The sequence below is a fragment of the Oryzomonas japonica genome, from assembly GCF_008802365.1.
Classification (GTDB): Bacteria; Desulfobacterota; Desulfuromonadia; order Geobacterales; family Pseudopelobacteraceae; genus Oryzomonas; species Oryzomonas japonica.
Genome location: NZ_VZQZ01000011.1, coordinates 65,955 through 78,254, shown reverse-complemented (window position 1 = coordinate 78,254; position 12,300 = coordinate 65,955). Strand labels below are relative to the sequence as shown.

Here is a 12,300-nt window from a genome sequence, read left to right as displayed (position 1 = left end):
TGGATGGCTCCGGCGTTCATCCTCCCATCCATCAGCCATCTCTCCACCCTCTACCATTCGAAATCAAGTACTTGCATGTCCCGTATCCAAATGTTTTCTCCGGCACGTTAGTTGCGATGTTCCTTCTGAGTCGATTATGAGCAATTTGCCCGATTCGTCTGTGGGCACATGCATACGCTCAAAAGGAGGCAACTTATGCCACTGATCCAAGTAGTAATTGTTTTGGTTGTCGTTGGGGTGATCCTGTGGGTGATCAACAGCTACATTCCGATGCAGGCTACCATAAAGAAAATTTTGAATGCCATCGTCGTCATTTGCGTGATTATATGGCTCTTGAGTGTCTTCGGACTCATAGGAAACCTCGCGGCGATTCGCATCGGAAAATGACGTGTCTGAAGATTCCCGCCCAATCGGGGGCAGGCATCTGGGGCAGGGTGAAAATGGTTCTGGTTGGCATGAGCCAACCAATTAACGAATGAAAAGGAGAAGAAGAAATGATCAAGGCAAAATTGTTGTTGTTCATGGTTCTGGCCACTATCTTGACCGTCTCGGTCGGATTCGCCGCAGACAAGAGTTTCCACGCCAAACTCACGGGGAAAGACGAGGTGCCGAGCATCAAGACAAAGGCAAAGGGCGAGATCACGTTCAAGCTGAACAGCGCCGACAAGGAACTGAGCTACAAGCTGAAGGTGAAAAACATTGAAAATCCCAATGCTGCACACATCCATCTTGGCATAAAAGGTGAGAGCGGCCCGCCGGTGGCAAACCTTTTCACCGGGCCGAAAAAGGAAGGGAAGTTCAGCGGCAACCTGTCAGAGGGAACCATTACGGCTGAAAACCTGACCGGCGACCTCATGGGCAAATCGCTCGATGACTTGGTGCAGCTTATCAAGTCGGGAAAGATCTACGTCAATGTCCATACCGACGCTCACCCTAATGGTGAGATCCGGGGACAAATCAAGTAAAACCTTAACATCATCAGGCCCCGGGATGTTCAAGGCGATTTCCTGCAATGCTACATGCCTCGACATGACGGCAACTATGCTGTCCGCCCCCTGCCGGGACAGCATAGTTGCATGCCTCGTATTGCCGTATTGTCCGATCTATTATCGTGCACCACGAGACGAGACGAGAAGGGATCGTGTATGAAAATCAATATATCGGGCGCCGAGGCTCATCTGGAAGGCGACTGGATAATTTTCGAAGTGACGCAAGGCACTCTTGATTCTTTGGCCGTTGCCCTACAGCAATTGGAAGTTCGCAGCGTGAAAAGGCTTCAAGTGGATTGCCGGCAGGTAAACGCTATTGATGCAACCGGTCAGCAAATCCTCTCGGTTTGGCTGCACTGTTTGAGATTACGGGGAACGGAACCGGTGCTGGTCAATTGCCCCGAAAATTTGCATGAATATTTAAAATCCGTTCTGTTTCGGGACGGAACTCCAGAGGGGGCTGCCGACATGCCAGAGCAGAATACCCGGGCTTGAACTGCAACAAAAGGAGTTACCAAAATACAAGTCGGCCGTTTTTTCATTTTCTCAGCTTTACCCCAAGAAAGGCGAAAACATCATGGCCTACACGGCAAAAGACTATTCAAAACTTATCGGAATGCCGGGTTTCAGCGAGGCACTGCTGAAAAACCACTTCACCCTCTATCAGGGGTATGTGACCAATACCAACAAGGTACTGGAAATCCTGGAACAGATGCTGAAAGAGGACAAGACCACCACCCCCGAGTTTGCAGAGGTGAAACGCCGATTCGGTTGGGAATTTAACGGCATGCGGCTCCACGAATATTACTTTGATGCACTGGGCGGCAATGGGGTAGTCGACATCAAAAACAGTCGACTTGCACGCAAGAAGATCGATGATTTTGGCAGTATCGAGGCATGGCAAAAGGATTTCAGGGCTGTGGGAGCCATGCGCGGGATTGGCTGGGCGGTCCTGTACCAGGATACTGTCAGCGGCAGGCTCTTAAACCTCTGGATCAACGAGCATGATGCGGGGCATCCGACGGGCTGCATGCCGATACTGGTCATGGATGTTTTTGAACATGCTTTCATGCTTGATTTTGGCTTGAAACGGGCCGATTATATCGAGGCGTTTTTCAATAACATCAACTGGGAATCGGTTGAGAAACGGTTTAAATAGACAGTTTTGAAGGGCTACGAGCAAAATCTGCATTTTTTAGAAAAAATATGGAGTCTTGATTATTTGTCAAGTGCGGGGTGGTGGAGGAAGGGGTATGGATAACGTTCTCGCGGCACGGGCCCTGATGGGCATTTCGCTTGGCTTCCACATCATCTATGCGACCATCGGGGTCGGACTGCCGCTCATGCTGATGATTGCCGAAGGCCTGTCCCTTCGCACCGGAGACGACCTCTACCACCGGCTTGCCCGTCGCTGGGTCCGCCCGGCAGGCCTGCTGTTCGCCATCGGCGCAATCTCCGGTACCGTCCTCTCCTTTGAACTGGGACTGCTGTGGCCCCGTTTCATGGCGTTCAGCGGCCCCCTCATCGGACTGCCCTTCTCTATGGAAGGGTTTGCGTTCTTTACGGAAGCGATCTTCCTCGCCCTGTACATCTACGGCGAGAAACGGCTCTCCCGCCGGATGCTCTTTTTCTGCACCATCCCCATTACCGTTGCCGCCGCCGCTTCGGCGGTATTCGTCATCAGCGCCAACGCCTGGATGAACACCCCCGCGGGTTTCCGCATCGAAAACGGCGTCCTTGGCGACGTGCAGCCTTTCCTGGCCCTTGCCAACCCGGCATGGGCGCATGAGGCGGTGCACGGCACCTTGGCCGCCTATGTCGCCACCGGCTTTGCAATGGCCGGCATCTATGCGTGGACCTTGTTGCGCGGTCACGAAAGCGACTACAGCAAACGCGCCCTGACGTTGAGCCTGGCCGTTGCCACCGTATCCCTCCCTCTCATGCTGATTTCCGGGGATTGGGCGGCCATGGCCGTTGCCGTGCAGCAAAAGCCCAAGCTGGCGGCGATGGAAGCCCTTTTCCCCACGACCAGGGGGGCGCCGCTCTTCATTGGCGGTTGGCCGGACCCCGCTTCCGGCGAGGTCCGGTACGGCATAAAGATCCCCAAACTCCTGAGCGTCCTCGCCCATCGCGATCCCGATGCCCTTGTCGAGGGGCTCGACGCCTTTCCCCCCGGAACCGCCCCGGACCCGCGGTTCGTCCACCCCTTCTTCGACCTGATGGTAGGCTCTTCTTTCATCATGCTGGCGCCGGCCGTTTGGTTCTGGTGGCTGCGCTGGCGCCGAAGGGAAGTGCCGCTGGGTAAATGGCCGCTCCGAGCGCTCCTCTGTGCCTCCCCGTTCGGGATGATCGCCCTGGAAAGCGGCTGGCTCGTCACCGAATTCGGCCGCCAGCCCTGGATCGCCCGAGGGCAAATGCGCGTGGCGGATGGGGTGACGCAGCAGACCGGCATCGGTCTTGTACTCCTCACGTTTCTCATCATCTACCTGGCGTTGACTGCCGGGTTGCTGAAGCTGCTGCTGCGGCCGGCACCGATTGGAGCGGGTGGGGGAACGACACAAGGGGGACGGCATGTGGACTCTTGAGAACCTGGCGGCCGGGGCCGTCTATCTGGGGCTTGTCATGTACGCAGTCTTCGGCGGCGCGGATTTCGGCGGCGGCGTCTGGACGGCCTTCGCCTCCGGCCCCCGGGCGCGGGAGCAGCGGAATAGCCTTTTCCATGCCATCGGACCGGTCTGGGAGACGAATCACGTCTGGCTTATCTTCGTGGTGGTGGCTCTCTTCACCGGTTTCCCGAAGGGATTTGCCGCTATGTTCACCGTCTTGCTGTTCCCTCTCGTGATCGCCCTGATCGGCATCAACTTCCGCGGGGCGGCCTTTGCCTTCCGCCACTTCGGCAGGCAGACGGGGGAGCACATCCCCTTCATGGTCAGCACCTTCGCAGTGTCGAGCATTCTGGCCCCCTTTGCCCTGGGGATGGCGGTGACCGCCACCGCCACCGGGAAAATAGTCATCGCAGACGGCCGGGTACAGGCCGAGCCCTGGTTCTGGATCGACCCGTTCACTCTGGTGGGGGGACTGGCGGCAGTAGCAATCTGCGCCTACCTGGCCCCGATCTACATGACGGTGCGCACCGAGGGAGCGTTGCGGAAAGATTTCAGACGGCAGGGAATAATCGCCGGGCTGGTGCTCGGCATCCTGACCGCTGCGGAAATTCCGGTCGCCATGGCCCATGCCCCCCTCTTTGCCAGCCGTCTGCTGGCTCCACGGGGAATCACCTTTGTCGCCCTATCCGTGATCGGGGGGATCACGACCCAGATTCTGCTCTGGAGGTGCCGGTTTCCGTGGGCGCAGATAGCGGCCGTGGGGACCGTAACCCTGACGATTTCCGGTTTCGCGGCGGCCATGTATCCGGACCTCCTTATGGGGCAGCTTTCCATCGTCGCAGCAGCGGCGCCTTCCGCCACGCTCCGGGCCTTTTTCCTGGTGCTTGTTATCGGCATTGTCATCCTCGCGCCGTCACTTCTGCTCCTGTACTGGACGTTTCGCGGCGAACCGAATCCAGAACTCCCCCAGTGATGGTATGACCAAAACCGGTAACGGAGAGTTGGCACTGTCGGACGTGGTGACAGGCTTGCCACGGCACGTAATAAAAATGAAAGAGAATAGGCGGGGGCAGCAATATGTCGAAGAAAACAGTGGCCAATTTGTTCGTTGACACCCTGGTTGCGGCAGGGGTGAAGAGGATTTACGGATTAGCCGGAGACTCTCTCAACGGGATTACCGAAACGATCCGTGCGCGAAACGACATTCAATGGATTCCGGTGCGACACGAAGAAACCGCAGCATTCGCGGCGGGAGCGGAGGCGCATCTCACCGGGTATTTGACGGTGTGCGCGGGTAGTTGCGGACCGGGGAACTTGCATCTGATAAACGGGCTTTACGACTGCCATCGCAGCCGTGTTCCGGTACTGGCCATTGCGGCCCAGATTCCGAGCAATGAGATCGGGAGCGGCTATTTTCAGGAAACCCATCCGGAACATCTCTTTGCCCAGTGCAGTCATTACTGCGAACAGGTTTCCCATCCCGAGCAGATGCCCCGCATCCTGGAAATTGCCATGCAAACCGCGATCTCGCGACGCGGCGTTGCGGTGATTGCCCTGCCGGGAGATATCGGCTTGCGCGATGCCGTTGAACGACAACCGCGCCTGCATTTTCCTGAACCGAAACCGGGTATGAGTCCATCAGATAGCGAGTTGACAGAGTTGGCGAAGGTTCTCACGACGTCGAAGAAGATAACCATACTTGCCGGAGCCGGCTGCGCCGAGGCTCACGAGGAATTGATCGAACTCGCGGGCAGGCTGAAAGCTCCGGTTGTGCATACGATGCGAGGAAAGGAGTTCGTCGAGCACGATAATCCCTTTGACGTGGGCATGACCGGCCTGCTCGGAACCTCCTCCGGCTATCAGGCAATGATGACGTGCGAACTCTTGCTTATGATCGGAACGGACTTTCCCTACCAGCAGTTTTACCCCAGGGATGCGACGATCGTACAGATCGACAGGCGCGGAGAGCAGCTCGGCCGGCGCACGAAGGTCGATTACGGCTTTGTGGGGGACGCGAAAACGACCTTGCTCGCCCTCTTGCCGAAACTGTCGGATACGATCGACGATGGGCATTTGAAGGCGTCGGTCGAACAGTACCGGAAGGCGCAGAAGGGCCTTGACGAGCTCACGGCGGAGAAACCGGGAGAAAAGCATATCCACCCGCAGTATGTCGCCAAAGTGCTTGACGAACTTGCCGACCAGGATGCCATCTTCACGTGCGATGTGGGCACCCCGACGATCTGGGCGGCACGCTACCTGTCGATGAACGGCACCCGGCGGCTACTCGGTTCGTTTATACACGGGTCCATGGCGAATGCCCTCCCGCAGGCGATCGGTGCGCAGGCCAGTCATCCCGGTCGCCAGGTCATCTCCTTTTCCGGAGACGGTGGTCTCGCCATGCTCATGGGCGATTTGCTGTCGCTCCGTCAAGCACAGTTGCCGGTCAAGGTGATTGTTTTCAAAAATGACGCTCTAGCCTTCGTCGAACTGGAAATGAAAGCGGCGGGCATCCTGGAGTTTGCCACGGACCTGCATAATCCCGATTTTGCAAAGATCGCCGAGGCCTCGGGAATTCTGGGGTTGACTGCAAAAACACCGGATCAGGTTCGAACGATGATTACCCGGGCTCTCGAACATGACGGGCCCGCTCTGGTCGAAGTCCTCGTCCACCGGCAGGAACTCTCCATGCCTCCCACGGTCAGTCTTGAGCAGATGACCGGTTTCGGTCTCTTCATGCTCAAAGCGGTCCTCAGCGGGCACGGCGACGAAATCGTCGATTTGGCGAAGATCAATCTATTTCGTTAGAATACGGCCTCTGGTCTGTACCTGTTAGCCGTCAGCGTAGTCCGTCATATGAAACAAGAACGGTTCTTTGAGTCTGATTGCGAGTGGCAGGGACAAGTTGGGTTTCTTGAAGGCAACGGTGGATATGGCGCTGAAGCGGGATGAGTTCAACATCGAATTCAGAGTAGATCTCAAACAGCGCCCGGAAGAATGACATGGGTGGGAAGCCGGCTCCGGACGGCCATGTTCCCGGCCCGCCCTCACCGACCACAAAAACAGGAGGACTAGGCCCTCCCGTTTCGCTTCTGATCCTATTTTACCGCCGCTGGTTGTTCCATGCCCGCCGGCATCGTTTTCGGTTGATCGTCCAGGGGGAGCGGCTTCGGCTGTTTCATCCCCGCTGGCGTTCCTTTCGGCTGATCCCCCAGCGGCAGCGGCTTCGGTTGCTTCATACCGGCCGGCGTTTCTTTCGGTTGCTCGTCCGGCGGCAGCGATGCCGGCTGTTTCATGCTCGGCGGCGTGGGGTCCGTTTGATCGCCCCCCAGGTGCCCCTTGATTTCCTGTTGACGTCCCGGTGCCTGCTCGCTTTCGGCTGTCGTGACGACCCGGGGCAGCGTGCATTCATCCTGGTGCGGCTTTTCAACCTCTTCCCGCAATTCCTGCAGAACCTTGGGATCGCGGCTGGTGACATCCTCCTCCTGGCCGTCGACCCATGTGTAGGTCCCCCCATCGGCCGCAGCCGTGTTGCACAAGAACAGCAACGGGAGTATCAAGGCTCTTTTCATCGTATGCCTCCGCTCATTTGGCCGTTTCCATCCTGAAGCGATGTTACCTGGTGTCGCGATCAACGGCGGCCGCCTTCTTCGCCGCCGCGATGTCCTTCATGATAACCGCCTTCTCTTCCCCCGCCGCCACGGCCACGGCCGCCACCGTCATCATACGGCCACCAGATACACCCGGACAGCGTCGAGATGGTAATTAGCATGATTGCCACTCTGGCCCAGATACGTTTTTTCATCTGCCACACCTCATTTCCCTGTTCCTGATACCTCTTTCCATTAATTATACCCCTATTTACGTAAGGAGGCCTCCAGCATTGTTGGTGGAGGCCGCCTCGTTTCATATCCCCATGGTCCTGTTATTTATGATGTTCCGTGATGGGGGCGTGCTGCTTCTGCTGATCTGTGGAGCAGGGAGCCTTTTCTTTGCCGGTCCCTTTGCAGGGGTCATTAGCTGCAATGTTCTCTTTGCTGGAGGCAGTCACCTTGTTCTGGTCTTTTGCGTGGTCCATTTTGTTTGTTCTCCCTGTACGTCAAATTTAATCTTTTCATCTAATAAATCATGTAGCAACGAACGAGCCAGATGAAACCTACGGAGGTTACAAACGCAACACGATGATCTCACAAACATAATTTGCATGAAACTCTTACAGGGACAGGGAAAGCCGTCACCGAAATCCGCCACGTTTAACATAAACGCCATATATGGCGGATTATGGTTTGGCGGGTATTAACGTGCGCGGCGGCCAGATCACTTTTGAAAATACTTAAATATAACCATTTAAATAAACTACATATTTCAATGATCTATAGTGGTGGACCCATCATATTTAGTAGTTTTGCCAAATATGGCGGCCATGATCGGCAGTTTTGCTTCCTCGTGCGCCGTTTGTTTTTACTTGTTTCAATATAATCAGGGTCTTGAACGCTCAAAATATACAGATCTTCTTTGGCGCATTAGTTGCCTTGTAATTGCTGAAAGATCAGTGGCTGTTTTATGGAGAGTTGAAGCATGAAACCCATTACCGAATGGTTCCAGAAAGCTACCAACATCCCAGCTGAACTGATTGGCTGGTGAATGTGGCAGGGTGTTTTTTCATTCGCTGGCGCGGTAATTGCTGATGTTCTCTCATCATTTGAACCGGTCTAGGGGAGAATGCCAATGCCTACAACGGACCGTAAACTGTGTCGCGAAGCGATACGAAAAACGCTGGTGCTCCGCGCCGGAGACACTCCCGATGCAAGCGCGGTCGCCGAAGCCGCCCTCGGCACGTGGCGCCTCGTGGCCATCCGGCTCACACCGGTGATCGGTACACTGGGCGTCGATGTTCTCTTCAAGCGCTCACTGCACCTGACGAGCACCGCCTTCCCGTGGCTTTCGAGTGCATGGGATCACGAGGAGAATGCAACTGTGCTCGCAAGCCTCAAGGCCCGTCTTGAGGCTTGCGAGAAGGATGCCGCCGCAGAGGCGAGCTATACCCTGCTTGTGACCTTCACCGAATTATTGGCAACCTTGATTGGAGAATCCTTGACCGAGCGCCTGTTGGGACCGGTTTGGGCGTCTTCGTCACCGGTGCCTGAACAGGAGAGTATCTCATGAACAAAAAAGTGACCATCCGACGGCTCGCCACTGGCGTACCGGGGCTCGATGAGATCCTGGGCGGCGGGCTTCCGGAATTTTCTTTCAATCTCGTTGTCGGTGCTCCCGGCTCCGGCAAGACGACGTTGGCCCACCAGATTATGTTTAACTTGGCGACTCCTGAGAGGCCGGCGCTGTTCTTTACGGTACTCGGTGAACCACCGTTGAAGATGTTACGCTATCAGCAGCAGTTTACGTTTTTCGACTTCAAGAAGATCGATGAGTCTATCCGTTTTGTAAATTTGAGCGACGATATTGCAATGGGCAATTTCGACCACGTGCTGGCGCGCATTACCCAGGAGTGCGAGGATTTCTCACCGGGGCTGGTTTTTGTCGATTCTTTCCGCTCTGTGATGATGGAGGCCCAATGTCAACCGAAGGGCGCGATCAGCCTGCAACAGTTTATCCAGCGGCTCGGTATACAGCTGAGCGGTTGGCAGGCCACTACCTTTCTGGTCGGGGAATATTTATCGGAGCGCGGCGCCCATCCGGTCTTTACGGTGGCCGATGGCCTGCTCTCGATGGAGCAAAGCGTCCAGCGCAACTCGATGGTACGCAGGCTGCAAATTATGAAAATGCGCGGCCAGGAGATCCGACCGGGGATGCATACATTCCGCATCTCCGACGTCGGGATCGAAATCTTTCCGGCGGCACTCGTACGGGATGATACCGGAGACGCGTCGGAAAGCGCCGGGCCGAAGCGCAACAAATCGCGGTTGACCATGGGCGTAGCTGGCCTTGACGAGATGCTGGGCGGCGGTTTGCCGTCGGGTTATTCATTGCTGGTCGCGGGGCCGTCGGGATCGGGTAAGACCATTTTGGCCACGGCCTTCCTGAGTGAAGGCGTGCGCCGGGGCGAAGCGGGCGTAATCGTCGCGTTTGAGCAAACGCCGAGTCAGTCGCGGACCAGCACGATCGACGACATGGTCCGCGCCGGGCACATCGGTTTGATCAATACCCGCTCGCTGGATCTATCCATCGACGAGATTGTTCAGCATCTGATCGAACTCATTCATCGGATGAAAGCCACCCGGGTAGTGATCGACTCGCTGTCCGGGTTCGAACTGGCGGTGGCGCCGAGCTTTCGCGATGACTTTCGCGAGTCGTTGTTTCGGATGGTTGCGGTGTTGTCGAACATCGGCGTGACGGTGTTGATGACGTCGGAACTTGAAGACCGCTATACCGATCTGCGGTTTAGCCCCTATGGGTCGGCATTTCTCACCGACGCAATCATAGTCCAGCGCTACATTGAAGTTGCGAGCCGCCTGAAGCGGGTCATGGCGGTCGTCAAGGTGCGCGGTAGCGCCCACAGCAATGAACTTCGACTGTTTGAGATCATCGACGGCACTATCGTCATCGGCGATCCGGTGCTCGATTACGAGGGAATCCTCGGCGGACAACCTATGCGGAAGAGTACGGCCGGTCCGGTTGTTAAAGGTAAATCATAATGGGCAAAAAGAACCCCACGCGTCTGATAGATGCGGCCGGGCAACCGCTTGAACCCACCAAAAGCGCGCTGGCTTTGGCCCCGGCCGAAGTTGAAACCTTCGTAAAACGCGAAACCGAGGTACTTGCCGACGAAGGGACCGTCCTTAGTTGCGAAGAGGACGCGAGCCAGCGTGAAGGTGTTGTGGACTTGCGCGAAAAGATCGTCGACCAGCGTGAGGAGATGGCCGGTCAGCGTGAGGAGATGGCTGGTCAACGTGAGGAGATGGCCGGCCAACGTGAGGAGATGGCCGGCCAACGTGAGAAGGCCATGCGCAGTCAAGTGGGGAAAGCACGGTTAAAGGCTGCTCTCATCAAGTCTACCGCGGCGCAATTGCGCGAAGCTAACGAACGACTGGTCGTCGCGACGGTTCGCGCCCAGACGATGGCCGATGCCGCCGAGCAGACCACTGTGCAGATGGCCTATATGGCCGAGCACGACTTTCTCACCGGTTTGCCGAACCGCGCATTGTTGTCCGACCGCTTGGCGCAGTCGATCACGCTCGCACGGCGTTATGGCAAGAAGGTCGCCCTGATGTATCTGGATATCGATCACTTCAAGCACATCAACGATTCGCTCGGACATGCGGTCGGCGATCGGCTACTTCAATCGGTCGCAAAGCGTTTGCAAGCGTGCATCCGCCTCTCGGACACCGTCAGCCGCCAGGGGGGGGACGAATTCGTGGTGTTACTGACAGAAGTCGAGGATGCCCAAAGCGCGATCCTCTCCGCCGAAAAGCTAATCGAAGCCATGGCCCATCCGTGTCTCGTCAATGGACATCGGCTTCACGCCACCCTGAGTATCGGTATCAGCCTCTACCCCGACGACGGCAAGGATGCCGAGGCGATAATCAGGAATGCCGATACCGCGATGTATCAGGCCAAGAAAAGCGGACGCAACAAATACATGATGTTCACACCGACTATGAATGACCGCGCGGTCACGCGGCAATCCATCGAACAGGCGCTGCACCGCGCGCTGGAAAAACAGGAGTTTGTATTGCATTACCAGCCGAAGGTTAGTCTCGATACCGGCACCATTACCGGTGCCGAGGCCCTAATCCGCTGGCAGCGGCCCCGTCATCGGCTCGTCTCTCCGAAGCAGTTCGTAAGTATCGCCGAAGAGTGCGGCCTCATTCTGCCGATTGGTAAATGGGTGCTGCATGAAGCCTGCCGACAGGCCCAAGATTGGTTGCAAGCTGGCCTCGACCTCGGTCAGATTGCGGTCAATGTCTCTCCGATGGAGTTCCATGGTAAAAATTTTCTCTCAGGCGTCCGCGAAATCCTCAATGACACCGGCCTGGACCCGCGCCACCTTGAGTTGGAGTTGACCGAAAGCGGGCTGATGCAGGACTCGGAACAGACGGCAGCGACCTTGCTCGCGCTCAAGCATCTTGGCGTGCAGATTGCCGTCGATGACTTCGGCACCGGCTATTCCAGCCTTAGCTATCTGCGGAATTTTCGCATCGACACGCTCAAGATCGACAAGTCGTTCGTGCAGGATATCGATGGCGATGCCGGGGAGGCCATTGTCCGTGCCATTATTGCAATGGGCATGAGTCTCAAACAACGGGTCGTGGCCGAGGGCATAGAAACGCAGCACCAACTTGCCTTCCTGCAATCCCATAATTGCAAAGAGGGCCAAGGGTATTATTGGGGCCGCCCCGTACCTGCCGAGGAATTTGCCACATTACTGGCAGGTAAGACGTTCAAATGTTAGTTTCTCTGTGGTCCATCATATTTGGCGGTTATGCCAAATATGATGGTTGCCGCTGACGGTTTTCCCCACTCCCGGCACGCCTCCTCTCTGTTTTGTGTCGCATAATCAGATGTTTGAGTCCTTTGCGCCTGCTGGTTTTCTCCGGCCCGTTAGTTGCTCTGTACCTAGCACATGGTCGCGACCGCTGAATATTACCTTGCCCCATGGCTGGAACGGGGAAAAACAGGATGAAGACGATGAAAACCGGTTCCTGTCGGTTGCGGGGCGCAGTGAAAAGGCTCTCACGCCATAACAATGA

11 protein-coding genes and 1 pseudogene are annotated in these 12,300 nt (G+C 56.3%); 11 read left to right on the top strand and 1 reads right to left on the bottom strand.

Annotated features, from left to right (window positions below):
- Nucleotides 1-195: 195 nt before the first annotated feature.
- From F6V25_RS15425 to F6V25_RS17465, 8 genes and pseudogenes are all read left to right on the top strand, one after another.
- Nucleotides 196-387 (top strand): Thivi_2564 family membrane protein, encoded by a 192-nt coding sequence (locus tag F6V25_RS15425; protein WP_151129514.1) that lies wholly within the window; start codon nucleotides 196-198, stop codon nucleotides 385-387.
- A gap of 107 nt (nucleotides 388-494) precedes the next feature.
- A complete protein-coding gene (locus tag F6V25_RS15420) occupies nucleotides 495-965 on the top strand; it encodes a CHRD domain-containing protein (protein WP_151129513.1) in 471 nt (156 codons plus the stop codon).
- A gap of 180 nt (nucleotides 966-1,145) precedes the next feature.
- Nucleotides 1,146-1,484, top strand: a complete 339-nt coding sequence (locus tag F6V25_RS15415) for an STAS domain-containing protein (protein WP_191966228.1) — start codon at nucleotides 1,146-1,148, stop codon at nucleotides 1,482-1,484.
- Between the two features lie 82 nt (nucleotides 1,485-1,566).
- Complete coding sequence (locus F6V25_RS15410) at nucleotides 1,567-2,148, top strand: superoxide dismutase (RefSeq protein WP_151129511.1); 582 nt, start codon at nucleotides 1,567-1,569, stop codon at nucleotides 2,146-2,148.
- A 94-nt stretch (nucleotides 2,149-2,242) separates the two neighbouring features.
- Nucleotides 2,243-3,574, top strand: coding sequence for a cytochrome ubiquinol oxidase subunit I (locus F6V25_RS15405; RefSeq protein ID WP_151129510.1), 1,332 nt, complete (start codon nucleotides 2,243-2,245; stop codon nucleotides 3,572-3,574).
- Nucleotides 3,561-4,568 (top strand): cytochrome d ubiquinol oxidase subunit II, encoded by a 1,008-nt coding sequence (locus tag F6V25_RS15400; protein WP_151129509.1) that lies wholly within the window; start codon nucleotides 3,561-3,563, stop codon nucleotides 4,566-4,568. Before F6V25_RS15405 ends, F6V25_RS15400 begins: the two co-directional genes overlap by 14 nt.
- 104 nt (nucleotides 4,569-4,672) lie before the next feature.
- On the top strand, nucleotides 4,673-6,400 hold the full coding sequence (gene poxB / locus F6V25_RS15395; protein ID WP_151129508.1) for a ubiquinone-dependent pyruvate dehydrogenase: 1,728 nt from the start codon (nucleotides 4,673-4,675) through the stop codon (nucleotides 6,398-6,400).
- A gap of 91 nt (nucleotides 6,401-6,491) precedes the next feature.
- Nucleotides 6,492-6,593: pseudogene (locus tag F6V25_RS17465) on the top strand (UTP--glucose-1-phosphate uridylyltransferase); the annotation flags it as partial.
- 97 nt (nucleotides 6,594-6,690) lie between these two features.
- On the opposite strand, the gene F6V25_RS15385 reads toward F6V25_RS17465, so the two are convergent.
- A complete protein-coding gene (locus F6V25_RS15385; RefSeq protein WP_151129507.1) occupies nucleotides 6,691-7,164 on the bottom strand; it encodes a hypothetical protein in 474 nt (157 codons plus the stop codon).
- A 1,156-nt stretch (nucleotides 7,165-8,320) separates the two neighbouring features.
- On the opposite strand from F6V25_RS15385, the gene F6V25_RS15380 reads away from it, so the two are divergent.
- From F6V25_RS15380 to F6V25_RS15370, 3 genes are read left to right on the top strand one after another with little or no spacing between them, the layout of a single operon-like run.
- The gene (locus F6V25_RS15380) at nucleotides 8,321-8,758 is read left to right on the top strand and encodes a hypothetical protein (RefSeq protein ID WP_151129506.1); all 438 of its coding nucleotides are present in this window, start codon (nucleotides 8,321-8,323) and stop codon (nucleotides 8,756-8,758) included.
- Complete coding sequence (locus tag F6V25_RS15375; protein ID WP_151129505.1) at nucleotides 8,755-10,245, top strand: ATPase domain-containing protein; 1,491 nt, start codon at nucleotides 8,755-8,757, stop codon at nucleotides 10,243-10,245. The genes F6V25_RS15380 and F6V25_RS15375 overlap by 4 nt, the downstream gene beginning before the upstream one ends.
- On the top strand, nucleotides 10,245-12,002 hold the full coding sequence (locus F6V25_RS15370; RefSeq protein ID WP_246167069.1) for a putative bifunctional diguanylate cyclase/phosphodiesterase: 1,758 nt from the start codon (nucleotides 10,245-10,247) through the stop codon (nucleotides 12,000-12,002). The genes F6V25_RS15375 and F6V25_RS15370 overlap by 1 nt, the downstream gene beginning before the upstream one ends.
- Nucleotides 12,003-12,300: the final 298 nt, after the last annotated feature.

What these genes read in the sequence shown, in the direction of transcription:
- F6V25_RS15425 (WP_151129514.1), top strand. Translation starts at nt 196, where the DNA reads ATGCCACTGATCCAAGTAGTAATTGTTTTGGTTGTCGTTGGGGTGATC.
- F6V25_RS15420 (WP_151129513.1), top strand. Translation starts at nt 495, where the DNA reads ATGATCAAGGCAAAATTGTTGTTGTTCATGGTTCTGGCCACTATCTTG.
- F6V25_RS15415 (WP_191966228.1), top strand. Translation starts at nt 1,146, where the DNA reads ATGAAAATCAATATATCGGGCGCCGAGGCTCATCTGGAAGGCGACTGG.
- F6V25_RS15410 (WP_151129511.1), top strand. Translation starts at nt 1,567, where the DNA reads ATGGCCTACACGGCAAAAGACTATTCAAAACTTATCGGAATGCCGGGT.
- F6V25_RS15405 (WP_151129510.1), top strand. Translation starts at nt 2,243, where the DNA reads ATGGATAACGTTCTCGCGGCACGGGCCCTGATGGGCATTTCGCTTGGC.
- F6V25_RS15400 (WP_151129509.1), top strand. Translation starts at nt 3,561, where the DNA reads ATGTGGACTCTTGAGAACCTGGCGGCCGGGGCCGTCTATCTGGGGCTT.
- poxB (WP_151129508.1), top strand. Translation starts at nt 4,673, where the DNA reads ATGTCGAAGAAAACAGTGGCCAATTTGTTCGTTGACACCCTGGTTGCG.
- F6V25_RS15385 (WP_151129507.1), bottom strand. Translation starts at nt 7,164, where the DNA reads ATGAAAAGAGCCTTGATACTCCCGTTGCTGTTCTTGTGCAACACGGCT.
- F6V25_RS15380 (WP_151129506.1), top strand. Translation starts at nt 8,321, where the DNA reads ATGCCTACAACGGACCGTAAACTGTGTCGCGAAGCGATACGAAAAACG.
- F6V25_RS15375 (WP_151129505.1), top strand. Translation starts at nt 8,755, where the DNA reads ATGAACAAAAAAGTGACCATCCGACGGCTCGCCACTGGCGTACCGGGG.
- F6V25_RS15370 (WP_246167069.1), top strand. Translation starts at nt 10,245, where the DNA reads ATGGGCAAAAAGAACCCCACGCGTCTGATAGATGCGGCCGGGCAACCG.